Consider the following 25,366-nt stretch of genomic DNA (forward strand, 5'->3'; position numbering starts at 1 on the left):
GAGGTTTTTAATTTTCAGGTGGCAATCAAATGGATTTGTCGGGTTTTATCGTTCAGATGCTGAACGGGTTGGCCGAGGCGTCATCATTGTTCTTGGTGGCGGCGGGGCTTTCCCTGATTTTCGGCGTAACGCGCATTGTTAACTTTGCGCATGGTTCGTTGTACATGTTGGGCATTTATGTGGCCTTCACTATTGTCCAGTCGTTCGGAGGCAGTCCATTTGGTTTCTGGTTCAGTCTGATTGCAGCGGCTTTATTGGTAGGCGCGTTTGGCGCACTGGTCGAAATTATTCTGCTTCGGCGCATTTATCGCGCGCCCGAGCTTTTCCAGCTGCTGGCGACATTTGCGCTGGTGCTGGTCATTCGTGATGCAACCCTGTTTTTGTGGGGCCCCGAAGACTTGCTGGGGCCGATTGCGCCTGGGCTTGACGGCTCCATCATGATTTTGGGCAATTACTTCCCAAAGTACGACATTGTCCTTATTTTCATTGGCCCGGTTGTCCTGGGTCTGCTTTGGTTGCTGCTGACGCGCACCCGGTGGGGTACGCTGGTTCGCGCGGCCACCCAAGACCGCGAAATGCTGGGCGCCTTGGGCGTAAATCAGGCCTGGCTCTTTACGGCAGTTTTTGCGCTGGGTTCTTTTCTGGCCGCCTTGGGCGGCGCTGTGCAAATCCCGCGTTTGCCCGCTAACCTCACCCTCGACCTGAGCGTCATTGGCGACGCCTTCGTTATTGTGGTGGTGGGTGGTATGGGTTCCATTCCGGGGGCCTACGTGGCGGCGCTTATCATCGCCGAGCTTAAAGCGCTGTGTATCGCGCTGGGCACAGTCAGCCTGTTTGGCCTTACCTTCGAATTCCCCAAGCTAACGCTCGTTGTCGAGTTTATTTTCATGGCGCTGGTCTTGGTGTTCCGCCCCTGGGGTTTGTTCGGCACCGTGTCGGCCGTCAGCCGCAACTCTGCGCCCATCGAAGCGCCTATTCGTCCGGCCACCATGCCGTTCAAGGTGTTCATTGTGGTGTCGGTGGCGGCCATTGCCGCGCTGCCATTGTTGTCCGATATCATGCCGTATGCCACGGTATTGGCGCTCGATATTATGGTCGCCGCGTTGTTTGCGCTTAGCCTGCACTTCATGATGGGGCCCGGCGGCATGCACTCGTTTGGCCACGCCGCGTATTATGGTCTGGGCGCCTACGCAGCAGCGTTGTTGCTTAAAACGGCGGCGTTTTCCATGGGTTGGTCGATGGCCATTGCGCCTATTATTGCGGGCTTCGGTGCGCTGATTTTCGGCTGGTTCTGCGTTCGTCTCTCGGGCGTGTATCTGGCCATGCTAACGCTTGCCTTTGGTCAAATCGTCTGGTCCATCATTTACCAATGGGACGACTTCACCGGTGGCTCGAACGGCATGATCGGTATCTGGCCGGCCGAGTGGTTGTCGGGCGACGCGTATTACTACTTCGCCCTTACCGTTGTTGTGCTGTCGGCGGTTGTATTGCGCAGGCTCTTGTTCTCGCCATTTGGCTATGCCTTGCGTGCCGCACGCGACTCAACCTTGCGGGCCGATGCGCTGGGCATCGATGTCAAGCGGGTGCAGTGGGTAGCCTTTGTTATTGCAGGTGTATTTGCCGGGTTGGCAGGCGTGTTGTATGTCTTCTCAAAAGGCAGTGCTTCCCCCGAAATCATCTGGGTCGGCAAATCGGTCGATGGCCTGGTCATGGTGTTGCTGGGCGGTATTCAAACACTCATTGGCCCGGTTGTTGGTGCAGCCACATTCAGTTTCTTGCAAGACTATTTCAAGGGCCTGACCGATTACTGGCTAGCGATGTTCGGCGGCGTGATTTTGCTGATCGTTCTGGCGTTTCCGCAAGGTATCGCGGGCTATGTCAAAGAACTTTTTGAATATTGGGGCGCCAAGCGTGCCGCCCGCCAGGAGCAGCCACTATGAGTTTGTTGGAAGTTCGTAATCTCAGGAAGGCCTTCGGCGGCAATATCGCCGTCGATGGCGTCAATTTCGATTTGCATGCCGGCGAGCTGCTTGCCCTTATTGGCCCTAACGGCGCCGGTAAAACCACAACGTTCAACATGGTCAATGGCCAGTTGCGGGCCACCGCGGGCTCAATCAAGCTTAACGGCACCGAACTCACCCGTTTGCCGCCGCGCGAAATCGCCTATCTTGGTGTGGGTCGTACGTTTCAGATCGCCGCCACATTTGCGTCGTTGACGGTGGTTGAAAACGTGCAAATGGCTTTGTTGGCGCATAACCGCAAGGTGTATTCATTCTGGAAGCCGGCTGCCGCTTACTATCGCGAAAAGGCCATGGCCTTGCTGGCCCAGGTGGGCATGGACTCGCAGGCCGACCGCGCCTCCAGCGAGCTGGCTTACGGCGACGTCAAGCGCGTCGAACTTGCCATGGGCCTGGCCAACGACCCGAAGCTTTTGCTTATGGACGAGCCAACGGCCGGCATGGCCCCCAAAGAGCGTAACGACCTGATGGCGCTGACCAAAAAACTGGTGGTCGATCGCAATATGGCGGTGCTGTTTACCGAGCACAGCATGGACGTGGTGTTCGCGTATGCCGATCGCATGATTGTCCTGGCGCGCGGGCAATTAATTGCCGAAGGCAGCGCCGAAGAAATTCGTAATCATCCCAAGGTCCAGGAGGTTTACTTCGGGACGGGTAAAACTTTCGAGAAGAAAACAGCAGGGGCGCAAGCATGAGCAACACCCAATTCAACCCCGACGAAACGTTATTGACGGTATCGAAACTGAATGCCTGGTACGGTGCCGCACATATTCTTTTCGATGTCGACCTGAACGTCCGGCGTGGCGAGGTTGTGGCCCTGATGGGGCGCAATGGCGCCGGCAAGTCCACCACACTCAAGTCCATCATGGGGCTGATGGAGAAATCCAAAGGCGAGATCCACTTCATGGGGAAAAAAATCAGCGGGCGTCAGCCTTACGAAATCTCCCGGGCCGGCGTCGGGTTCGTACCCGAAGACCGCCGCGTGTTTTCCGACCTGACCGTGACCGAAAACCTTGAAGTGGGCCGGCAGGCCGCGCGCCAATGGCCCGACGGCACCACTGCCTATACCTGGACACCCGAAGCGCTGTACAAGCTGTTTCCCAATTTGGGGGCCATGCAAGACCGCCCCGGCGGCCAAATGAGTGGTGGTGAGCAGCAAATGCTGACGGTGGCGCGCACGCTGATGGGCAACCCTTATCTGGTGCTGCTCGACGAGCCCTCTGAAGGTGTTGCGCCAGTGATTGTCGAGCAAATGGCCAACACCATCATCGCGCTCAAAGAGCACGGTGTCAGTGTGTTGTTGTCAGAGCAAAATGTGCACTTTGCCGAACTGGTCTCAGACCGTGTGTATGTCCTCGAAAAAGGTCAGATCCGTTACACGGCCACGATGGAAGAACTGGCTGAAAACGAAGAGATCCGTCGCAGCTACCTGACGGTGTAACGCGGTATTCGGTGTCATGCCGGTATTTTTGGATGGTTAAAAAAGTTCAGCCCGGGTGATACCGGGCTGAACTTTTTGGGGCCTGCAGTTAGCAGCAATTAGTGGCCGTGCATTTGGCGTATAGACGATATTTTGTCGTCAAGCCCTTGCCATTGGGGTTTGCCAGGCGCAAACCGGGCGCGCATATATTCGATGAGTTCGCGGATTTGCGCGTCGTTCAGACTGTCTTTGAAGCCTGGCATATAGCCCAACCCCTGGCCTGTGGGGTCGTCGATGCCGTGCATCAAGACCTGGATCACGTTGTCGGGGTGGTCGCTGTGCAAGTTGGTGTTCAGCGCCAGCGATGGCCGCGCGCCAAACAGCGGTGGGCCTTCACGGGCATCGTGACATACGGCGCAGGCGCCCTCGAATAGCGCTTCTCCGGGCAGCGTCATGACCCCGACGTTGCTGCGGCTTGCTTCTTCAAGCTTGGCGGCGGTAAGGGCGGAAGGTTCGGCCGAGGCGGGTGGCGGGTTGATGGCTGCCAGATAATGCGCCATGGCACGAACATCAGCTTCGGGCAGTTGCGCAAGATTTTGCACCACCGGGCCCATTGGGCCCGACGCAACGCCATGCACCGACGAGTAGCCGGTGCGCAAATAATCGAAAAGCGTGTCTTCGGTCCAGGCGATGGGCGCTTTCGACAGGGCGTTCAGGGCAGGGGCTTCCCAACCATCGGCGAAACCGCCCGCCAGAAAGTTTTCGGCGCCGGACTTTTCGGCGCCCATGCTGTTGCGCGGGGAATGACAGGCCGTGCAGTGGCCGGCGCCTTGCACCAGGTACGCACCCCGGTTCCAGAGGGTGGATTGGGTTGGGTCGGGTTGGTAAACCTCGTTTTTATGGAACAAGGTGTTCCAGCCTGCCATGAGGGGGCGCGCATTGTAGGGGAACGCCAGTTCGGTTTTTGGTGGTGTTGCCGAAACAGGCTCGCGCGTCATCAGGTAGGCATATAACGACTGCATGTCGGCATCGCTGATTTTGGCGAAGGCCGTGTACGGGAACACCGGGTACAAATGTCGGCCGTCGCGATGGATGCCTTCGCGCATGGCGCGCTCGAACGCCGCGTAAGACCAGTTACCTATGCCCGTTTTCGGGTCGGGGGTGATGTTGGTGGTGTAGACCGTACCGAAAGGCGTATCGAGGGCGCGCCCTCCGGTGTTTTCGATGCCGCCTTCGGCGGTATGGCAAACCATGCAGTCGCCGGCCAGGGCCACCAGCCGGCCGCGTTCGATGGCCGCCGCCGAGTAGATTGAGGTATCGACAGCCACAGGCGCTATGGCGCCACGCAGGGGCAAGGCCGTGAGCACCAGGCCAGCGGCACCGGCGGCAATGCCACCCAGCAAGCCGTAAGCCCAGCGTTTGTTGCGTTTGTTTTCGGTGGTTTCGGTTGACGACAGCAGGCTGTTGGCACTGAAGGGCGCCTGGCGGATACGGGTGCCGGTTGCTTTGTAAATGGCATTGGCAATGGCGGCCGCGGCCGGCAATTGCGCGTTCGGGTGCCACGCCAGGGGCGTGCCGACAGCGCTTTGCTGTGGCACGACCGACACTTCGGGCAGGGTCAGGGCGCCGGCCGTATTGGCGTTGGCATCGGCCCATTGGTCGAAGGTGTCGGGTGCGCCCAGCAGGCCCCGGGCGGTATCGCGAACCTGGTTTTCGATTTTGTCGGTATCGCTTGCCGATGCAAGGCTGCTGGCGGTATGGCCAACCGTTAAACGCGTGATGTCGATGGCGTTGCCGCTGACGGCTACTTCGGCCACCCAGGCAGACCAAACTGTTTGCGGCGGGTCTTGTTCGTTGTCGATAATTTGGGCACAGGCAAAGCCTTTGCCGGCCCCCGGTTGGGGTTGATCGAACCAGCCCGCCTGCTGCGCCACCGACTCGATCAGCGCTTTGCCGGAAGGGTCGGTAATGGTGTCTAGCCGTGCCTGTACCGGGTCGTGGTTTTGCAGTGCGCACAGTTCATCGAAAAATGATTCGCGGGCAAATACACTGGCGGCAGTGGGGGTGTCGTTGGCCGGGCCAATGCTGTAGGCGTTGCCGGCAGATTGCTGGCTGACGGGTATGCCGTAAAGCGCATTGCTTTGGGCGATTGTGCCGGCGTATTGATGTTCGACGCCGCAAAGCAGGGCGGCGACTGATGGTCGTCGTGCATTGGCAATGTTTGCGCGCTCGATATATTGGCTCGCGGGCGTGCGGTCGGCTTGCAGCTCGAGGGTGATTTTTGTGGGCGCGGCGGTGGTGTCGTGTTGTACCCGCACAGGTTTGCCGCGGCCAAAAGCCAAAAGCGCAGCATCGACCGCGGTATCGTAGCCCTCGCCGGGCAGGCCGTTGGCGACCAGGGTGATCTGCTCGGCCGGTAAACCGCACAACGATGCGATTTCGGCTCTTAACTGGTTTGCCCGGCCGGTGCTCGCCCAAATTGTCAGGCCGGTTGAGGTATGGCGGGCAATTGCCCATACCGGGGCGTCGTCGGGCGTGTTCACCCACGTGTAGCTGAGGGTGGTGCTTGGCGCGGCGGGTGGCGGTGTGGCGTCACTTTGCCCGGCATTGGGTAACTGCGCGTTGCGTTGGGGTTCGGCGTTACGCCATTGGGCCTGGATTTGCGCGCGGGCGTGCGCCGCCTGGCTGGGCTGCGATGCAATCACCGCCACAAAGTTGTGGCGTATAACAATATCGACAACGCCCGGCACGTGCCGGGCGGGGTCGACCTGAATGTGTTGAAGCACCGGCCCGCAATAGGCGTGGCCGTTCCAGCGCATGTCGGGCGGACGCAGCACGGTGCCGTGCAGCAGGTCTCCGGCGCCGGGAAGGGCCAGGTCGTGGTGCCCGACGTGGCGGGCAAGATTCGGGTTGTGTTGTGATTGGGTGTTGGCCGGTACGGTCATTGGGTGGTTTGCAGCGCTTTTGCGGCTTCGAGGGCAGCGTCGACGATTTCGACATGCGTGCCACAGCGGCAAAGGTTGTATTTGAGTTCTTGGCGAATTTGTTGTTCGGTGGGGTTGGGGTTGCGGTTAAGCAGTGCCTGAATGGTCATGATCATGCCGTTAAGGCAATAGCCGCACTGGGCGGCTTGTTTGTCGATGAAGGCTTGCTGCACCGGGCCGGGCGCTGCGGCTGTGCCCAGCCCTTCGAGGGTAACGATGTCGTGACCGACAACACCCTTGACAGGCAAGACACAAGACCGCGCCGCGACGCCGTCAACCAGTACGGTGCAGGCGCCGCATTCGCCCAGGCCACAGCCAAACTTTGGCCCGTTCAGTTCAAGGTCGTTGCGCAGTACATAAAGCAGCGGGGTGTCGGTTTCGACCTGGATGTGATGCGCGTGACCGTTAACATTAAGCTCAACAAGCTGGGGCGGTTTGTTCATTATTTTTTTTTGCATCGACCAGTGGTGTGGTGAATACGTCGTATCCGAAGCACCAGTCGGGGTTTTCGTTGGTTTTTAACCAGGTGTTGTTGTGGGAAACCAGTTGCACCTTGCTGGCGCGCTCGGCACGATTGGCTTCGTATAGGTTAAACACTGCATCAAGGTCTGTAAAGCCCATTTCCTGGAAGCAGCGGGTAAGTATGGCGGCGTCTTCGATAGCCATGGCAGCCCCCTGTGCCATGTGCGGTTTCATGGGGTGGCAGGCATCGCCCAGCAAGACCATGCGGCCACGGCTCCAGAGCGGCAGAGGGTCGCGTTCGAGCAAGGGCCAACGGGTGACTTCCTGGGTGCCTTCGATAAGGGCCTGGACACTTGAATGCCAGCCGCCAAACACGCGTCGCATTTCATCTTTCGAGCAAGGCTCCCAGCTCTTGGACATGTCCCAGGTGCTTTCGGGCACGCCGGTCACGTAGTAGATTTCGTCTTTTTTGCGGGTGACAAAGTAGACCATCATGTGGTCATTGCCAGCCCACCATTTGCAGCACATGTCGAAGGGCAGCGCGCCACTGTCAAGGGGCGTGGGGAACACTGCACGATGGGCAACGTACCCGGTGTACTTGGGCAGTTCGGAGCCAAGCAGGGTGTCGCGAATTTTTGAGTTGATGCCGTCGGCGCCAACGACAATGTCAGCCTCTTCAGTGGTGCCGTCGGCAAAGCTCAGGACGACTTTGTCGCCCAGGTCTTCGACCTTGGACAATTTTTTATTGAATTCGAGAATGCCGGGCGGTAGCGCGTCGGTCATGAGTTTGTGGAAGTCGCCGCGGTGAACCGTGAGGTAGCTGGCGCCGTAGTGTGAAACGGCGTAGTCACCCAGCGGAATCTGGGCCATGACCTCGCCTGTGATGCCGTCGCGGCTGTACCAGTAATCGGGATGGGCGCCAATGCGGTTGAGTTCATCTTCAATGCCCATGGCACGCATGACTTTCATGACGTTGGGACCCAGGTGGATGCCGGCGCCAATGCGGGCAAAAGCAGGCGCCTGCTCGTACACCTTGACGTTGAAACCTGCTTTGGCCATAAGGGCTGCACCGGCGGTGCCGCCAAGGCCGGCACCAATAATTGCGATACGAGGGTTCTGTTTCATGGCAGGGCTCCTGAGAAGTGAAAGTGCCAAATGCTGGAATCAAGTTATTTATAGTGTATGCACTCTAATTTATTTGGTAAATAAAATTCTTTTAGGTGTTTACACCTAGATTTTTATTTTTTAAGCGTATTTGTAAGTCACTGTATTTAATTTGAATATTTTATATTTATGGCATTATTTCGTAATATGAAATGAAAATATGCCATATGAAAAATAGGCTAATAACCTGTCGTATGTAGTGTGTACATTGTATATGGCTGTGTTTTTATGATTCTTGGGGCTACAATGAGCACATGTGCTGTACTTCGTTGCACTTACGAGGCCCTCTATGCAATTTCTCGACCCCAAAGCCGACCGCGAGGCTCTTTTTTCACGCGCAGGTACATTGATTGTGGTGCGCCCGGCGGCAGCCTCGCCCAAGCCTGCGCCTGGGCAGCCAGGTATCGCATCCGACTACCAACAGCCTTATCCCGATATCTTCGTGGCGATGCTCGACGACGGTCAGGTGCTGGCCTTCAATGGCCACGTCGATCTGGGTACGGGAATTCGGACGGCGTTGGCGCAGATCGTGGCCGAAGAGCTTTACCTGCCACTCGACCGCGTGCGTATGGTGTTAGGCCACACCCAGGCCACCCCGAACCAGGGGCCCACCATTGCGAGCGCCAGTATCCAGATTTCTGCGGTGCCTTTGCGTAACGCCGCAGCAGTGGCGCGCGAGTTCTTGCACGATCGCGCTGCGGCGCAGCTTGGCGTTGCACGCGGTAACCTGCAGTTGGTCGACGGGGTGTTCTGCGCACCCGATGGTGCGCGTATCGATTACGCTGCGCTGCTGTCCGGCCAGCATTTCCAGCTCGAGTACCAGGCCGAGGTCCCCATTAAAGACAGCGGCCGTTATGCGGTGGTGGGCCAGTCGGTACGTCGTGTCGATATCCCGGCCAAGGCTACCGGCCAGTTAACCTTTGTGCACGATGTCCGGGTGCCGGGCATGTGGCACGCCAGGGTTATTCGCCCGCCCTACACCGGGCGCGACAGCGGCGATTTTGTCGGTCACTCGCTGCAGTCCGTCGATGCATCGGCCCTTCAGGCCATTGCCGACGATATCCAGGTGGTGGTCATTAAAGACTTTGTTGCCGTGGCCGCACGGCGCGAAGAGCACGCCATCAAGGCCATGAAAGCGCTCAAACTCACCTGGAAGCCCGTGCCGGCACTAACGCCCCTCGATGACCTTGATCAGGCGTTGCGCGCCCAGGCGCACAACGTCAGGCCACTGGTTCAAAAAGATGAAGCCGATCCGGCCGCCCGACCGGGCGTTACCCTGAAACGCACCTACATCTGGCCCTTCCAGATGCATGCATCCGTTGGGCCGTCATGTGCGGTGGCCGATTACGCCGCCGATCAGGTCCGTGTGTGGTCCGGTACGCAAAACCCGCATATGCTGCGCGTCGAGTTGTCGCGTTTGCTCGAGCGCGACGAAGGCGATATAGACATTATCCGCTACGAGGCTTCGGGCTGCTATGGCCGTAACTGTGCCGACGACGTCTGCGCCGATGCCGTGCTGGTGTCGCGCGCTATCGGGCGTCCCGTGCGCGTGCAGCTTACGCGCGAGCAAGAGCACGGTTGGGAGCCCAAAGGCGCCGCCCAGCTTATTGATGTCGAAGGCGGGCTCGACCAGAACAACGAATTGCTGTCTTACGATTTCGTGACGCGTTATCCGTCCAACGATGCGCCCACCCTGGCCCTGATTCTGACCGGGGTTGTCAGCAACCAGCCGCGTATGCTCGAGATGGGCGACCGCACGTCGGTGCCTCCCTATCGTTACCCACGGCAAACCATTACATGTCACGACATGCCGTCCATTGTGCGTTCGGCGTGGTTGCGTGGTGTGTCGGCGCTGCCCAATTCATTTGCCCACGATTGCTTCATCGACGAGCTGGCCGTCGAGGCAGGGGCCGATCCTGTCGAGTTCCGCCTGCGTAATCTGCCCGACGAGCGAGCAGCCGATTTGCTGCGTGCAACGGCGCAGCGTGCACATTGGGCGGCGGGTCAGCGCGGTTCGCGAGGGGTGCCCGATGCCGCGCACGAGCTGCATGGTCGCGGTGTAGCCTACGCACGCTATGTGCACAGCAAGTTTCCAGGTTTTGGGGCGGCGTGGGCCGTGTGGGTGATTGACCTGACGGTCAACGCCGATACCGGCAAAATTCGTGTAAAAAAAGTGGTGGTGGGTCAGGATACCGGCCTGATCGTCAACCCGGATGGCGTTCGTCATCAAATCGAAGGCAACGTCATCCAGTCATTAAGCCGTGTGCTTAAAGAGCGGGTGGTGTTTAACGACAAGGGCGTTGTCGATCAAGAATGGGGTGCTTACCCGATTTTGCCTTTCACCGAAGTGCCGCCCATAGATGTGTTTTTATTGCCTCGCGACGACCAGCCCCCCATGGGCTCCGGCGAGTCGGCCACGGTACCCAGCGCTGCGGCCATTTCGAATGCCTTGTTCGATGCCACCGGGGTGCGTTTTCGCGAAATCCCGTTCACACCCGACCAAATATTGGCCGGCCTGGCCGCTGTGCTTGAGGGCCAGGCCGAGCCGACAGCGTAAATACAGTGAGGGTGGGTGCCGCCGCGTCAGGGCACCAACGCAATCCCGATGCGCACCTGGCCGTCACTTTTCTGGTTGTAGCCCAGCAGCGTCTCGCCCCAGCCCCTGAAATACTGGACATGCAAAAAGCCATTCATGTTCAAGAACGTGCGCTGCAGGGGCCAGGCCGCTTCCAGTTGTGTGGCGGTGCGGCCACTTTTTCCTTGCCGGTAAAGCCCGGTCAAAATCAGGCCATTGGGTTGCGCCCACCTTAGTTTCCAGTCGACATAGCCGGCGTAATCGGCATAATCGGGGTTTTCGTTTTTGCTGAAATAAGCTTTGGCCCTTGGCATAAAGCTGAGTATGCTGCCGCCGTCAAAGCGGTAATTAAGTTCTGGCTGTATATACGCGTTGTTGATCGATCGCGAGTCGATACCGCTTTTGCCATTTGACCGATGCTCGACCCCCATGGCCAGGCCGCCGATCCATTGTTGATCTGAGGTGCCTGCCAGGGCCGGGTTGTGCCAGAAAATGCCTGGATTGTAGGTGCTATCAATAAAGGGTTTGGAGCTGCCGTCCAGGTCCCATAGCGAGGTTTGTGTATAGCCCAGATAAAAATGGTCATACCAGGCCGGGCGCGCAGGGTTTTCGGGCGAAAACAGTCGATACTTGAAGCTGACCTGAAAGCGGGCGTTTGTGCCGTCGCGGCCGCCGACATCGAAGTAAATGGGCTCGTAGGGTGAAATGGCGCGCCGGAAGGTCTCGAATGGGGATGAACTGACGGGGAGCGCTTCGGGGGCGGGCGGCAACCCGGCGGCGTCGGCATGATGTGCAGGAACAGGCAGGTTGGGGTTGTCGGCCTGAAGTGCTATTAAGGTTGGGCTGTTGTCGACGGCCAGTGTTTGTAGCCCCTGAATATCTTTGGGGACGATTAAGGCCCAGCGTTGGGCGGCAAACTGGCCTGGAGCAAGGGTGAAAGGGGCGGGGTTTTCGAGCAGTGTGGCGTTGACCGTCATGACTTGCCCGGCCGCGTCCTGCCATTGAATCGGTAAGGTTTTCTGGGGTGTCCAGGTGATAGGCGCCTTGGTTTCGTTGGCGGCCACCCCTTTAACGTAAAGCGTTTCGCCGGGCTTGGCGCGGCTGGTGTCCAGCTGGTAGTTTACAAAGGCCCATGCCGGGCGTGCGGCCGCGGCAACAGTAACCAGAAGCAGCAAGTAAATGAGTTTGAGCAGTGGGCGCATGATGATAGCCAGCCGGGTAATGTATGGGGCCCGGCCACAGGAAGTCGAGTCGGTCGTCAGTTTAACCGTTTGGCGGCAATTGTCGGGCACGCGGGGGGGCATCAGCTATAATGCGCCCCGGCAGCCCTTGTTGCCTGTGCGTCGTTAGCTCAGCTGGATAGAGCACGGGCCTTCTAAGCCTGAGGTCGGGGGTTCGAGACCCTCACGACGCGCCATCGGCACCCGTTGATAGCGCCTGTACTACGCGGTTACGGCCCTGGCTTTTGGCCCGGTACAGGGACTGGTCTGCGGCAAGCAGCCAATGGGTGGGCACGGCCTTTTTTGTGGGTGTTTGCAGGCAGTAACCAATACTGATCGTCAGGTGCAATACCTGGGTTTCGTATTGAACCGGCATGGCGCCTACCGCTTCGCGCAGCAGTTCAAGGCGGTTGTGAGCCTCGCCTATTGATTCTACTGCTGCAAAAATAACAAACTCCTCCCCGCCGAAACGTATGACGTGGTCCCCGGTGCGCTGGAAGTGGCTGCGTAGGGTGTCGGCCAGCAATTGCAGGCACTCGTCGCCGGCGGCGTGCCCATAGTCGTCGTTTATCCGTTTGAAGTGATCGATATCGACCATTGCCACCAGAAAAGGCGTGGCGCTGCGTAAACAGTGCTGAAAGAGAATGTCGTAGGTTTGGTCAAAGCGAGTCCGGTTTCCCAGGCCGGTTAGCTGATCTGTGGTACTAAGCTTGGCCAGTTGCGCGTTGGCTTGTTCGAGTTGCCGGTTTAGCGAACGCAGTTTCCGGTTCCAGGCATAAAACCCCAGCAGCAGTACCAGTGCACCTGCCGTCAGCTGCCATACCAGGGTGTAGTCAACCTGAGCATTCAGATGCACCGAGCGCCACTGGTTCTCGATTTGATTCAGCTCGTCTGCCCCCGCACTGCCTACAACTTTCTGCATAATACCGGCCAGAATCGGGTTGTCTTTTACTGTGGCAACGGCAAGTGTGGTGTCCATAGGCACCCGGCCAATGACCCTGATGTCGGCTAGCCGAAGGTCTTGCAGCTGTTGGCTGGTTGTGGCCAGCGTGCCAATGTAGCCGTATAGCTCGCCACTTTGCACTTTGCGTAGCCCCTCTGCTTCGTTGGCAACGGGGACCAGGTTCAGGTTGGGGTGGCGCACGCGCAGGTCCTGGAAGAGTCCGAAGTCGCGCGTGATGCCGATGGGCGAGCGTTCGAGTTCGGCCAGGGTGGCGATGAAGGGCGATTCGATGCGCCCGAGCAATACGGTGGGTAGCGAGTAGTACGGGGCCGAATAGATGATGTCAGAATGATTTTGCAGCCCGCTGCCATTTGACGCGCCGGGAATCAGGTCGCAGCGCCCGGCCTGGAGCGCATCTAGTGATGCCCGCCACGAGGCTGTTTCGTGAAGCCGGGTTTCAATGCCCAAACGGCGACTGGCCAGTCGCAAAAAACCAGACGCAACACCCTGATGTTGCCCTTTGGCATTAATGCCGTCCAGCGGCATCCAGTCGCGGTGAGCGCAAAAAGTCAGCGTACGGTTCTTTTGCGTCAGGTAGGCGTTTTCAACGTCCGACAGCATCACCGTGCCGGCCGCGTTGGTCGACGTTTCAAAATAGGCGCCCAGCCACCGGTTTTCGATAACCCGCATTTCAGAAGGGGTAATGCCGTTGAGCGCCTGATTCAGCACCGGTACCAGCGCTTCGAGCTCGGGGCGGATGGCAAAGCGCAAATCTTCGCGCACGATGTCATCAAGATGGAGTTCGCCGGCAATATGAATGTTTCTCAGGCCCCGGTCGCGTATCCAGTGGTTGCCGTTATCGAGCGCAGCGAGCACCAGGTCGACCTGCCCGTTTGCCAGCGCCACAAACATCGATGCCTGATCGTCGAACGCAATGGCGTCGTTGCCCAGAATGTCTCGTAATGCATCGGCATAAAAAATGCCGGCGCCGTAACCTACGCGCAGGCCGTAGAGGTCTTCTTTGCGGGTCAGGCGAAAATCGGGCGATTGGCTAAAGCCCACCACAGACACAAAGTGATACGGTTGCGTGAAGCGGCTGAATTCGCGCCGTGCGGGAAGGTCGGAAATATTGGCCATGATGTCAATTTCGCCGCGCTGAAACAGTTCGATCAGCTGGCTCCATTGGCCCACGACCGGTACGGCCCGAAGCCCGGTCAAGTCCATGATGCGGGCCAGGATGTCGACCGTTAACCCCTGAACCTGCCCGCCGTCTTCGAAACTGAGCGGCGCGTAGTCGCGCATCAGCCCGACGCGAAGCGGGCCTTGCTGGCGAAGCAGCGCCTTTTGCGCCGGTGTCAGTTGAAACTTGGGCGCCTGTAGCGATTTACCGCCAAATTCCTGCCATTTCTCTCGCGTGTCCTCAAGCCATTCGGGGTCAAGGTCGGCCAGTGCCGCTTCAAGTTTTTGCAGCAGGTCGGTAAGTTCGGGTTGAACGGCAATACGGAAGTCTTCGTTTTCCTGGCCGCCCAGAGGGGCCGGGCCAACAGGCTGCAAGCTGACCAGGCCCTTTTGTCGAGCAAAGTAAGAAAGGGTGACCTCGGAACCGATAATCGCGTCCACCCAGCCAAACGACAGCGCCTGAATCATTTCGGGCTGCAGGTTGTACTCGATGAGGTTCAGGCCCGCGTCGCGTAACGTTTGCAGGTAGTAAACGTCGCGCAGCACGCCGATTCGTTTGCCTTTCAGGCTGGCCAGGCTGTTTGCGCTTGACAGCGGCCGGTTTGCATCGTGCATGATAATGGTGCGACGCAAATGGTAGGGTCGGGTAAAACGCATAAGCTGGACGCGGTCTTCGCGCCACGAGACCTCATCGAGGGCGTCAAGCTCGCCGCGCAGAAACGCGGCATAAATATCCGTCCAGCTACCGACGCGGTAATCGAAATTGATGTCCGATTTTTCGCTGACCTTGTTCAGGATGTCGACTGAAAAGCCTGAAGGGCCGTTGATGCCGAAACTTGAGTAGGGCTCGTTATCGGCGACGATGCCGATGGAGACCGTGTTTTGAGCGGATGAGGATGTCGGGATGGCTGCCAGCAGCGGGGCGCAAAGCAGGAAAAAGCTAAGTATCAACCTTTGGGGCCAGTGCATTGTGAGGCTCGGCAATCCGTAATCTGTCGCAATGTCTCAATGTGCCTGTTCCCGCAGAGACTTTCCAGTCTCATTTCTCTCAGTTGTCTCGATTGTTGACAAAATCAGGGGTCGTGGCTGACCAGCACCACCCCTTTGCCAAAAATGGTGCGTAGCGGCAGCGGAAAATGTTGCTGGCGCGCTTTGGAGCGCAGTCGGTTCAGGATGACATCGATACGGTGGGTGTCCGGCTCGGGTTCGTAGCCAAACAGCAGGTTGTGCAGCATTTCCTTGCTGCATACCTCGTTTCGGTGGCGATACAGGGCCTCGATAAGGCGGTGTTCTTGTGTGGTCAGATGCAAGGTGCGGCCGTCGGGGGCCTGAAGGCTGTTGTGTTCGAGTTGCCATTTTGCGCCAGACGCGGGCGTTTGTCCGGTTGTATTGTGTGATGATTGCTTTTGCAGACGAGACCACAGCGCCTGAACGGTTTGCGCCAGGTCGGCAAAGTTAATAGGCTTGATCAAGTAATGGTCGGCGCCCAGCCCCAGGCCGCGCAGCTGGTCGTCGCGACTGCCGCGCGCCGAGATGACGATCAGGCCATAGGTGCCAACCGTACGCAGGTATTCGACGACGCTGAAGCCGTCTTCGCCGGGCAGCCCGATATCGACCAGAACAATGTCTGCCGGCGTGCGGTGCAGCTGTTTCCAGAATGATTCTGCGCTGCTTTGCCCCCAGACACTGTGGCCCCGCGACTGCAGAAAAAACACCAGTTCTTCGCGCAGATCGTCGTTGTCTTCAATAATGGCAATGCGTGCGTTGTCTGTCATTTTCTTTTTTTGGCGTTGCTTTGGGCAGGAAGCGTAAGGATAAAGCAGCAGCCTTGTGGGTGATTGGGTTTTAGCACAAGCGTTCCGCCGTGAGCAGTTGCAATTTCGCGGGCAACATGAAGTCCCAGGCCGGTCCCGCTGGTGCGGCGGCCCGGGCTTTCGACGCGCAGGTAGCGCTCAAAGATGCGTTCGGCGTATTCAGTGGGGATCCCGGGGCCCGTGTCGGTGATGCTGACAGCCACCATGTCGGCAAAGGTAGAAATATCAATGCTGATCGGGCCGGTGCCTGTATGTTTGAGTGCGTTATCGAGCAAGTTGGACAAGGCGATACGCAACAGTGCTGCATCGGCCGACAAAATGACCAGGCCGGGTACGCGCAAGGTAGGTTTGCCGTTGATGGTCAGCTTGATGTTGTGTTCGCTGGCCGTGTTGAAGAGCTCGATGACCGATTGGGTCAGTCCGACCAGGTCTGTCGATTGACGATCAAGATACAGGTTGCCAGATGAAAGTCGGGAATCGGCCAGGCAGTTGTCGGTCAGTTGTACCAGCCGGTCGGTGGCGCGCTGGATCTTGTCGTACCTGATTTCGCGTTGCGCTTCGTTGATTTGGGTCAGTCGCAGGTTTTGCAGGGCGCTTGAAATAATCGCCAGGGGCGTGCGAAATTCGTGGGCAACCATACCGATAAACTGCCGCTGGTACACATTGGCTTCGCGCTCAAGTTGCAGTTCGCGAGCCAGCAGGCGTTTTTCACGGGTTTGCTGGTTTTCGGTTTGCACCCGATGAACGGCCAGGCCCAGAACCGTCAAAATATTAAGCATGAGTGCGTACTGCCACACAACGTAGATCGTGTCGTAGTAAGGGATCAGGCCATACAGCGATAACTGGGCCATGATGCCCGTGGCAAAGTAGACCAGCGGCGACATGCCCAACAACAATAACCCCAGACTTATTTTTTTTTGCAGGTAAATAACCAGCAGCCAAACCAGGAAAGTGACAACCCCGACGCTGAAAATCAGGGTTTGTATTTTTACGGCCAAACCGTATCGACCCAACGGAATCAGCAGGGTTAGCAGTGCAATAAGTACGGCCACACCAAGTACAAACCGGTATATTTTCGGGGCATGCCTTTTAAACTCAAGCATTTCGGACCACATCCAGAGCAGGCTGGAAAAGGCCATCAGGTTCAGCACACTGGTCAGGTAGTGTTGCAGGTTGGGGGCGTAGTCACCTATCAGCCAGTTAACAAAGCCCTCTACGCAGGCAACCAGCACATAGGTCAACGAAAACAAACAAATGGACCACAGAAAAGGCTTTCGGATGAAAATGGCCATCAACAATGCCAGCCCGAACGATATTGCGGCAAGCCCGAAGTAAAAGCTCCAGAACCCGGTCGATTTAGCCGCGTGCTCGGCCATATCCGCAGGTGTTCGCAGTGTCGCCTTCAGCAGCAGGGCGCTGTCGCTTTCTGCCCTGAAGACCACGTCGTAGCCGGGGTTGCCGGGCACGGGGGCAGGGATGTTGAATACCGCGAAGCGGTAGTCAATGTCGCCTCGTTTGCCCGGCCAAAGGTCACCGGCGTCTTTGCGTGCCCAGTCACCGTCCGAGCCCGCCGGCCTAAAATACACCACAATATCATTGATGAAGTTGGGCCCCACTGTTAGCCAGCCGTCTTTACCTTCGAAGGCGCTGGCGGGTAAAAAAATTTTTACCCAAAGCGCAGAGGCGGTATAACCCAGCGATACCGGAACTTGACTGCGGCGTAACGAGGTGTCGGGCAGCTTCAGGAACTCGTCCAGGTCGATGGCCGCAGTCTGGTCTTCGTGCCAGACAAAGGGCAGGTCTGGCCCCAGGTGCACCTGGGCCTTGGCGGACGGCCATATGCCCAGGGCGGCCACCAGCAAAACCAGTTGGGCCATAAGTCGCCACGTTGCACAACTGTGCCAGGCCCTGTGTGGCTGCATGTAACGGTGCTCCGCTTGAGGTGAACAGGCCGCTTTTGTAACCCGGGCGGCGCGCGCCGCGCAAGGCTTTGGCAGTGGGGTGCATGCTAGAATCTTCGCCATCTTTCAACGTAAAAATCAAGCAATATGTTTGCGCCGGAGACTCAATTTATGTCTAGTTTCAATGGTTTGTCCAATGGTCGCGTCAAGTGCCCCACCGAACTGAGCGAAAAAGGTTATGCCTTGCGGGCGGCTTTTCCCGACTTTCCCGAAGTCGCTAAAGGTTGGCAAGACAAGACGGCAGCGCTTATTGCCCGCCTGAACCCCGAACGCGATATTTCGTACGGCGACGAGGCCCTGCAAAACCTTGATTTTTATCGCGTCGAAAAGCCCAACGCGCCGTTGCTGGTGTTTGTGCATGGCGGTTACTGGCAAAGCGGCGATAAAAGCGATGTCGGTCTTATCGCCGAGCCCTACGTTGCCGCCGGCATCAACGTTGCCGTCATCAATTATTCGTTGGCGCCGCAAGCGCGCATCGAAGACATGGTTGTCGAAGTGCGTCGTTGTATTAAATGGCTCCATGCCAATGCGGCACGCTTTGGCTTCGATGCTGGTCGCATTTCCATTATGGGTCACTCGGCCGGTGGGCACCTGGTGTCCGAAATGGTGGCCAACGTTCCCGAGAACCAGGGTATGCCCGATATTAAATACTGCTTCGCCATCAGCGGTGTATTCGACTTGCCGCCGCTGGTGCCGTCCAGTGTCAACAAGGCGCTTTCGCTCGATCAGGCCCGGGCCGAAGCCCTGAGCCCGGCCGCCAAAAAGGCGCCGGTGTCGGCGCGTGTACATACCATCATCGGCGAACACGAAACGGGTCAGTTTCACCTGCAGTCTGCGGCTATTGCCCAGCAATGGGGTGCTGCTGTAACCGATCATCATGTCGTGCCCGACACGCATCACTTTACGGTGCTCGATGTCCTGGCCGACCCGTCATCGCCCTACAGCCGTGTCATTGCCGACACGATCAATGCTTAAGGCAAGGGGTGACGGGCGTGGCTGACCTGGCGTCTTCCGATACCGATTGGGTAGCCCGCAGTCTGCGCAGTGTCTGGCATCCGTGCACGCAAATGCAGCACCACGAAACGGTGCCTTTGGTGCCGGTCGCGCGCGGGCAAGGGGCCTGGCTGTTCGACCACGATGGTCGCCGCTTCCTTGATGCCATCAGCTCGTGGTGGGTCAACCTGTTCGGGCATGCCAACCCGCGCATCAATGCTGCGTTAAAAGACCAGCTCGACCGCCTTGAACACGCCATGCTGGCCGGATTCACGCACGAGCCGGTTGTCACGTTGTCCGAGCGCCTGTCGGCGCTCACGTCGGGGCGATTGGGGCACTGCTTTTATGCGTCCGACGGCGCGTCTGCTGTCGAAATCGCGCTCAAGATGAGCTTTCATTATTGGCGTAATACGGGGCAGTCGGCAAAGCAAAGTTTTGTATGTCTCCAAGGAAGCTATCACGGCGAGACCATCGGCGCCCTGGCGGTGACCGATGTGGCTATCTTTCGAGATGCCTACGGGCCGTTGCTCGGTCGCGCTCATGTCGTGCCATCGCCAGACCCGCGCTTTGCCGATGCGGCAACCCCGGCGCAGGCGGCCGAACAGGCGCTTGCCTCGGTGCAGCGCTTGTTCGAAGATCAGGCCGACACCATCGCGGCTATTATTGTCGAGCCCCTGGTGCAATGCGCCACAGGCATGGTGATGTACGACCCAAGCTACCTGACTGGCCTGCGAAGCTTGTGCGACCAGTATCAGGTTCATCTTATTGCCGACGAAATCGCGGTGGGTTGCGGGCGCACCGGTACGTTTTTTGCCTGCGAACAGGCCGGTATCTGGCCCGACTTCATCACGTTGTCCAAGGGGATCAGCGGCGGCTATCTGCCTTTATCGCTGGTCATGACGAACGACACGGTTTACCAGGCGTTTTACAGCAACGACATGTCGCGGGCGTTTTTGCACTCCCACTCGTATACGGGCAACCCCCTGGCCTGCCGGGCGGCGCTGGCGACGCTCGATATCTTCGAACAAGACGATGTGTTGGTCACCAACCGTGACAAGGCGGTCAAGCTGACCCGGGCCCTGGCACCGGTGGCGGCGCATCCGCGTGTGCGGCATTTTCGTCATCTGGGCATGATCTGGGCGTTCGACGTTCATTTCGACGACCCGGCGCAGGCCAAGGCGTTTTCAAAAGCCTTCTTTACAACGGGTTTGTCGTATGGGCTGTTGGCGCGCCCCATTGGCACAACCGTCTATTTAATGCCGCCTTACATCCTCGACGACGCTCAAATCCGCTTTCTGGCAGACGCGGTGCTGGCCGTGTTGTGTCAGGTCATAGGCGCTGCACGATGACTTTGCAAGACAAAGTGTTGGAACGCCTTCAGGGGCTCGACGATGCCGGTTTGCGTCGTCGCTTGCGCGTGGTCGATACCCCGTGCGGGCCGCAGGCGCGCGTCGACGGGCGCGAACTGCTGGCGTTTTGCAGCAACGACTACCTTGGTCTGGCCGCACACCCGCAAGTTGTGCAGGCGTTGCAGGCAGGCGCAGCACTGTACGGCGCTGGCAGTGGCGCGTCGCACATGATCAGCGGGCACTCGCGGGCGCACGCCCTGCTCGAAGCGCGTTTGTCTGCACTGTACGAACCCTTTATCGATCAGGCGCGCGCACTGTATTTTTCGACGGGTTATATGGCCAACCTGGCCTTGTTGACGGGGCTGGCGCAGGCCGATGACACGGTCGAGTTTTTTTCCGAACGCCTTAACCATGCTTCGCTGATCGATGGGATGCGACTGTCCCGGGCGCCTGTTCAGGTGTACCCGCATGGCGACGTTGCGCATCTTGAGCAATTGCTTAAAGAAAGCACCGCGTCAACCCGCGTTATTGTCACCGACAGCGTGTTCAGTATGGATGGCAACCTTGCGCCGCTGCGCGAGCTCGACGCGCTGGCGCAAGCGTATGACGCCTGTCTTGTGATTGATGATGCCCACGGGTTTGGCGTGCTGGGTCAACAGGGTCTGGGGGCGCTGGAGCATCTCGACCTGCGCTCGCCACGCATCGTGTATATGGGCACGTTGGGCAAGGCGGCGGGGGTGAGCGGGGCGTTTGTTGTAGCGCACGCCCACATCACCGAGTGGCTGGTGCAGCGCGCGCGCCCCTACATTTATACGACGGCGGCGTCACCGGCCCTGGCCCATGCCCTGATGACCAGTCTGGATATCGTGACGGGTGACGAGGGGCGTCAGCGCCGTGAAACGCTTGCGACACATGTGCGCCGTCTTCGCGAGCTGTTGTACTTGAAGCATTGGTCCACACCGCCAACCGACACCGCTATACAGCCTGTCATTATCGGGGCCAACACGACTGCAATGCAGATATCGTCATTTTTGCTCACCCAGGGCTTGTGGGTGCCTGCCATTCGTCCGCCAACCGTTCCCCCCGACACCGCTCGCCTTCGCGTCACCGTGTCTGCGGCGCACGACATCGACGATGTCTCCCGTCTGGCGCGCGCCTTGAACCGGGCCGAGCGAGAGTTTCACGATTATGAGTCTTACTGAGTCGCCCCTTAAGTTCGCGTGTTTTGTCACCGGTACCGACACCGAAATTGGTAAAACCCTGGTTGCCGCCGCCCTGATCCACGGGCTGGTCAAGCAGGGGTTGTCTGTGGCTGCCATGAAACCGGTGGCCGCCGGAACAATGCTGCGGCAAGGGCGGGTCTCGAATGAAGACGTAGATACCCTGTTGGCGCAGGCCAATGTGCCGTTACCTGACGACCTGGTCACCCCGTATTTGTGGCACGAACCGATTGCACCGCATATTGCAGCGGCAAAGGCCGGCCAGGTCATGGCGGTAGAGGTGGTGCTCGACGCATACCGTCAGGTAAGCATGGCGGCGCAAGCCGTTGTCGTCGAAGGGGCGGGGGGCTTTTGTGTGCCCTTGTCCGACACGCAAGACATGGCCGATATGGCGCGTGCGCTTGGCTTGCCGGTGGTGATGGTTGTGGGCTTGCGCCTGGGATGTATCAGCCATGCGCTGCTAACTGCCGAAGCCGTACGCGCGCGCGGGTTGTCGCTGTGCGGTTGGGTGGCCAATACGGTTGACCCTGACATGCCCTACCAGGCCGAGAACATTCAGACACTTCAGGCCCGGCTGGGTGCGCCTTTATTGGGGGTGATCCCTCGCCTGCCCAATGCAGACCCGGCCCTTGCCGCAACGTATCTCGACTTTTCCTTGTTGCCCAAATGAAGGCGCTGGTATGTGCACAGTTTGGTGCGCTCGATAACCTGCGGCTTCAGTCGGTACCGGCGCCAACGCCTGGGCCGGGGCAGGTTGTTATTCAGGTTAACGCCGCGTCGCTTAATTTTCCTGATGTGCTGATGTGTCAGGGCAAGTATCAGGTCAAGCCGCCTTTGCCTTTTACGCCCGGCGCCGAGGCAGCGGGGGTCGTGTGCGCGGTAGGCGCCGGTGTCACCCACTGGCAGCCAGGCGATGCGGTAATGGCGTCGACCGGCTATGGTGCGCTGGCTGAACAATGTGTGGTCGACGCGACGCGTTTGGCCCGGGTGCCGGCGGAGATGTCGTTTGCGCAGGCATCGGCCATGGTGGTGACATACGGAACAGCGCTTTACGCGCTGAGGCATTGTGCCAATGTGCAGGCCGGCGAGACGGTCTTGGTGCTGGGCGCCGCCGGCGGGGTGGGGTCGGCCGCGTTGCAGGTGGCGCGTCAGATGGGGGCTCGCGTCATTGCCGCAGTGTCGTCCGACGCCAAAGCGGCGCTTTGTCGCCGTCAAGGGGCTGACGCAGTCCTGGTCTACACCGAACCGGAACAACTGAAATCGCAGGTCAGCGCGCTTGCCGGGGAGTCGGGCGTGCAAGTCGTGTTCGACCCGGTCGGCGGTGATTATGCATTACCCGCGTTCCGCGCTTTGGTCTGGGGCGGGAGGTATTTGGTGGTTGGGTTTGCCGCCGGCGCCATCCCGGCGTTTCCCCTGAATTTTGCGTTGCTTCAGGCGCGCAGCGTATTGGGGGTGTACTGGGGCGAGGTGATCCGTCGCGATCCGGCCGCGTATCAGGCGGTACTGCGGCAATTATGTGATTGGGTTGTCGCCGGCCAGATCGCGCCGGTTATCAGCGCCGAAATCGGGCTTGAGCAGGCCGTTGAGGGGCTTAAAGCGCTTCAGGCCCGCCAGGTGACCGGCAAGCTGGTGGTGAGGCTTACAGATACGGGCTGGCCAGCCAGATAACTTTATTGCGCAGTTTTTTGGCAAAGGGCAGACCCGACAGCTTTGACAAGGTCAGCGGTTCGCTGTTGTTGATTTCGTCGTCAATGACCGACGAAATTTGCAACGCAATATCATGGCTGTAAATCTCGACATCAAGCTCGAAATTAAGCCGCAGGCTGCGTGGGTCGAGGTTGGATGAGCCCACGTACGACCAGGCCCCGTCGATAGTGATCAGCTTCGAGTGGTTGAAACTGCCTTTGCATACCCATACATTGCACCCGCTTTTAATGACCTGATCGATTTGCGCCATCATCGCGTAGTTCACCAGGCGCAGATTGTTTTTGCCAGGGATGACGATGTCGACCCGGATGCCGCGCCGCGCCGCCGTATTGATGGCGCCCAGCAACGTGGCGTCGGGCAAAAAGTAAGGCGACTGAATGCGGACATGATGCTGGGCAACGGCCAGTGCCCCCAGCAACATGCTGTGGTTGCTGCCCAGGCTGCGGTCCGGGCCCGACCTGATGCTGCGGGCGGGTACGGTGGGTTGTGGCGGCGACCATTCTTCGGCGCACCAGGTTTCGTAGGGCAGCGCTTCACGTGTGGTGAACTTCCAGTCGTGCGCAAATACGGTCATGAGCTGCTGGACGATCGGCCCCTCGAACCGGAAGTGGGTATCGCGCGCGGGCGGCAGGCCGTCGCTGCCTTTGACGAACGCCTCCCGAATATTCATGCCCCCGGTGAACCCGATTTTGCCGTCGGTCACCAGAATTTTCCGGTGGCTGCGCAAATTGGCATAAGGCATGCGCATACCCAGCGGGTTGGTCATGAACAAGGCGGTTTTTATGCCCAGCTTTCGCAAGAGCCGGGTAATGGGCGGGCGCGAGTACTTTGCGCCAACCGCGTCAATCAGCACCCTGATTTCAACGCCCCGGTCTTTGGCGCGCGCAAGCGCCTGGGCAATTTTTTGGCCCTCGGCGTCGTTGTCGAAAATATAGGTTTGCAGTGCAATAGAGCGGCATGCGTTTTCAATGGCGCGGATCATGGCCGGGTAGGTTTGGTCGCCACCCAGCAGCATTTGCACGTGGTTGTCTTGATGCAGCGCAAAGTGGCTGACCCGGTCGCCCAAAGTACGCAGCGAGGCAAACTGCGGCGCCGCATAGGGCGTGACATCGGCCAGTTGCGGCAGGTCGACCTCGGCGTAGTCGCGCAGCGAAGCGTCGCGTTGTTGCGAAATCTGGTCTTTGCGGGTGCGGTTGATGCCGGCAATGATATACAACAGGGCACCGAAAAAGGGCGACAGCATGATGACCCCGACCCAGCCGATGGCCGCGCGGACATCGGTTTTGGTCATGGCCGCGTGTATGGCCGCCAGCGCGCCAATGATCAGGCTCAGGGCAAACGCCACATGGGGCCAGTATTCTGCAAAAAGCGCTTCAAATGCGGTCATAGTCCGTGGCTCAGGGTAACGAAGATCGGCTTGCGGCAAGTATATATAAAGTTGCCAGGCGGTATGACAAGCGGCTTTGCAAAATTTAAATTACCTATGCTAGAATAGCGATCTTTAGTGGTGACCGTAGCTCAGTTGGTAGAGTCCCGGATTGTGATTCCGGTTGTCGTGGGTTCGAGCCCCATCGGTCACCCCAGAATTTAAAACGGGTTTCGTGCAATTTGCCGAAACCCGTTTTGTTTTGCGTTGCATCATGCGCAACGACGACTTACACTTGGCCGGCTGCGTTGCGCGTTTTGCGTGTGCAGCAAACTTAACGTTTTTGCGTGTATCACCCATGGCCCAGTTATTTACCGTTCATCCCCAAAACCCACAACCCCGGTTGCTCAAGCAGGCGTGCCAGCTTATCGAAAAGGGCGGTCTTGTCGCCGTGCCTACAGACTCGAGTTACGCGGTTGTGGCGCATCTCGACGACAAGGCGGCAGCCGATGCCTTGCGCAGGCTGCGGGGGCTCGATGAACGTCATCACCTTACACTGTTATGCCGCGACCTGGCCGAAATCGGCCATTTCGCGCGTGTCGACAACCGTCAATACCGCTTTCTAAAAATGGCGACGCCAGGGCCCTGGACGTTCATTCTCGAGGCCACGCGCGAGGTGCCCCGCCGGGTTTCGCATCCGTCCCGTAAAACCATTGGTATCCGAGTGCCCAATAACCCGGTTCTGCTCGAGTTGTTGGGGCATGCGGGGGCGCCGTTGCTGTCAACCACGCTTATCCCCGAGGGGGAAGAAGACCCGCTCAACGACGCACAAGACATTGCCGACCGTTTCGGGCATGCGCTGGCGGCAGTTATCGATGGCGGGGCCTGCCCGTTGCAGCCTACAACAGTGATCGACCTTACCGGCGACGAGCCCGTCGTATTACGGCGCGGGCAGGGTGATCTGTCCAGTCTGGGTCTGGACTGACGTCCA

Annotated in this window: 18 protein-coding genes and 2 tRNA genes; 12 read left to right on the forward strand and 8 right to left on the reverse strand. The window is 58.7% G+C overall.

What is annotated here, in order from left to right; translation table 11 throughout:
• Window positions 1-29: 29 nt before the first annotated feature.
• From GTU67_RS11005 to GTU67_RS11015, 3 genes are read left to right on the forward strand one after another with little or no spacing between them, the layout of a single operon-like run.
• Window positions 30-1,940 (forward strand): ABC transporter permease, encoded by a 1,911-nt coding sequence (locus tag GTU67_RS11005; protein ID WP_185780113.1) that lies wholly within the window; start codon window positions 30-32, stop codon window positions 1,938-1,940.
• A complete protein-coding gene (locus GTU67_RS11010; protein WP_185780114.1) occupies window positions 1,937-2,713 on the forward strand; it encodes an ABC transporter ATP-binding protein in 777 nt (258 codons plus the stop codon). The genes GTU67_RS11005 and GTU67_RS11010 overlap by 4 nt, the downstream gene beginning before the upstream one ends.
• Window positions 2,710-3,459 carry an ABC transporter ATP-binding protein gene (locus tag GTU67_RS11015; RefSeq protein ID WP_185780115.1) on the forward strand — a complete coding sequence of 250 codons (750 nt, stop codon included), beginning with the start codon at window positions 2,710-2,712 and terminating at the stop codon, window positions 3,457-3,459. Before GTU67_RS11010 ends, GTU67_RS11015 begins: the two co-directional genes overlap by 4 nt.
• Window positions 3,460-3,557: 98 nt before the next feature.
• On the opposite strand, the gene GTU67_RS11020 is transcribed toward GTU67_RS11015, so the two are convergent.
• The 3 genes from GTU67_RS11020 to GTU67_RS11030 are packed head-to-tail and all read right to left on the reverse strand — an operon-like array spanning window position 3,558 to window position 8,009.
• A complete protein-coding gene (locus tag GTU67_RS11020; protein WP_185780116.1) occupies window positions 3,558-6,383 on the reverse strand; it encodes a cytochrome c in 2,826 nt (941 codons plus the stop codon).
• Complete coding sequence (locus GTU67_RS11025; protein WP_185780117.1) at window positions 6,380-6,865, reverse strand: (2Fe-2S)-binding protein; 486 nt, start codon at window positions 6,863-6,865, stop codon at window positions 6,380-6,382. Before GTU67_RS11025 ends, GTU67_RS11020 begins: the two co-directional genes overlap by 4 nt.
• The gene (locus GTU67_RS11030) at window positions 6,840-8,009 is read right to left on the reverse strand and encodes an FAD-dependent monooxygenase (RefSeq protein ID WP_185780118.1); all 1,170 of its coding nucleotides are present in this window, start codon (window positions 8,007-8,009) and stop codon (window positions 6,840-6,842) included. Before GTU67_RS11030 ends, GTU67_RS11025 begins: the two co-directional genes overlap by 26 nt.
• Before the next feature lie 328 nt (window positions 8,010-8,337).
• On the opposite strand from GTU67_RS11030, the gene GTU67_RS11035 reads away from it, so the two are divergent.
• Window positions 8,338-10,605, forward strand: coding sequence for a xanthine dehydrogenase family protein molybdopterin-binding subunit (locus tag GTU67_RS11035; RefSeq protein WP_185780119.1), 2,268 nt, complete (start codon window positions 8,338-8,340; stop codon window positions 10,603-10,605).
• Window positions 10,606-10,631: 26 nt separating this feature from the next.
• Here GTU67_RS11035 and GTU67_RS11040 read toward each other — a convergent pair whose 3' ends face one another.
• Window positions 10,632-11,825 (reverse strand): phospholipase A, encoded by a 1,194-nt coding sequence (locus tag GTU67_RS11040; RefSeq protein ID WP_185780120.1) that lies wholly within the window; start codon window positions 11,823-11,825, stop codon window positions 10,632-10,634.
• A 138-nt stretch (window positions 11,826-11,963) separates the two neighbouring features.
• Here GTU67_RS11040 and GTU67_RS11045 point away from each other — a divergent pair.
• Window positions 11,964-12,040 (forward strand) — tRNA-Arg (locus tag GTU67_RS11045).
• On the opposite strand, the gene GTU67_RS11050 is transcribed toward GTU67_RS11045, so the two are convergent.
• From GTU67_RS11050 to GTU67_RS11060, 3 genes are all read right to left on the reverse strand, one after another.
• The gene (locus GTU67_RS11050; RefSeq protein WP_185780121.1) at window positions 12,028-14,934 is read right to left on the reverse strand and encodes a transporter substrate-binding domain-containing protein; all 2,907 of its coding nucleotides are present in this window, start codon (window positions 14,932-14,934) and stop codon (window positions 12,028-12,030) included. The genes GTU67_RS11045 and GTU67_RS11050 overlap by 13 nt on opposite strands.
• Window positions 14,935-15,038: 104 nt before the next feature.
• Entirely contained in the window at window positions 15,039-15,740 is a 702-nt protein-coding gene (locus GTU67_RS11055; protein WP_185780122.1) for a response regulator transcription factor, read from the reverse strand.
• On the reverse strand, window positions 15,737-17,656 hold the full coding sequence (locus GTU67_RS11060; RefSeq protein ID WP_185780123.1) for a sensor histidine kinase: 1,920 nt from the start codon (window positions 17,654-17,656) through the stop codon (window positions 15,737-15,739). Before GTU67_RS11060 ends, GTU67_RS11055 begins: the two co-directional genes overlap by 4 nt.
• A 195-nt stretch (window positions 17,657-17,851) precedes the next feature.
• Here GTU67_RS11060 and GTU67_RS11065 point away from each other — a divergent pair, with 195 nt between their 5' ends.
• From GTU67_RS11065 to GTU67_RS11085, 5 genes are read left to right on the forward strand one after another with little or no spacing between them, the layout of a single operon-like run.
• Entirely contained in the window at window positions 17,852-18,715 is an 864-nt protein-coding gene (locus tag GTU67_RS11065) for an alpha/beta hydrolase (protein WP_185780124.1), read from the forward strand.
• A gap of 26 nt (window positions 18,716-18,741) precedes the next feature.
• A complete protein-coding gene (locus GTU67_RS11070) occupies window positions 18,742-20,082 on the forward strand; it encodes an adenosylmethionine--8-amino-7-oxononanoate transaminase (protein ID WP_249417689.1) in 1,341 nt (446 codons plus the stop codon).
• The gene (bioF, locus tag GTU67_RS11075; protein WP_185780125.1) at window positions 20,079-21,284 is read left to right on the forward strand and encodes an 8-amino-7-oxononanoate synthase; all 1,206 of its coding nucleotides are present in this window, start codon (window positions 20,079-20,081) and stop codon (window positions 21,282-21,284) included. The genes GTU67_RS11070 and bioF overlap by 4 nt, the downstream gene beginning before the upstream one ends.
• Window positions 21,271-21,972 carry a dethiobiotin synthase gene (gene bioD, locus GTU67_RS11080; protein ID WP_185780126.1) on the forward strand — a complete coding sequence of 234 codons (702 nt, stop codon included), beginning with the start codon at window positions 21,271-21,273 and terminating at the stop codon, window positions 21,970-21,972. The genes bioF and bioD overlap by 14 nt, the downstream gene beginning before the upstream one ends.
• Window positions 21,969-22,970, forward strand: a complete 1,002-nt coding sequence (locus GTU67_RS11085) for an NADPH:quinone oxidoreductase family protein (RefSeq protein ID WP_185780127.1) — start codon at window positions 21,969-21,971, stop codon at window positions 22,968-22,970. The genes bioD and GTU67_RS11085 overlap by 4 nt, the downstream gene beginning before the upstream one ends.
• On the opposite strand, the gene cls is transcribed toward GTU67_RS11085, so the two are convergent.
• Window positions 22,942-24,396, reverse strand: coding sequence for a cardiolipin synthase (gene cls, locus GTU67_RS11090; RefSeq protein WP_185780128.1), 1,455 nt, complete (start codon window positions 24,394-24,396; stop codon window positions 22,942-22,944). The genes GTU67_RS11085 and cls overlap by 29 nt on opposite strands.
• Before the next feature lie 120 nt (window positions 24,397-24,516).
• Here cls and GTU67_RS11095 point away from each other — a divergent pair.
• Both GTU67_RS11095 and GTU67_RS11100 read left to right on the forward strand, forming a co-directional pair.
• Window positions 24,517-24,592: transfer RNA gene (locus GTU67_RS11095), tRNA-His, on the forward strand.
• A gap of 141 nt (window positions 24,593-24,733) precedes the next feature.
• A complete protein-coding gene (locus GTU67_RS11100; protein ID WP_093970832.1) occupies window positions 24,734-25,360 on the forward strand; it encodes an L-threonylcarbamoyladenylate synthase in 627 nt (208 codons plus the stop codon).
• Window positions 25,361-25,366 lie beyond the last annotated feature (6 nt).

The sequence above is a fragment of the Pusillimonas minor genome, assembly GCF_014237865.1.
Lineage (GTDB): Bacteria > Pseudomonadota > Gammaproteobacteria > Burkholderiales > Burkholderiaceae_B > Neopusillimonas > Neopusillimonas minor.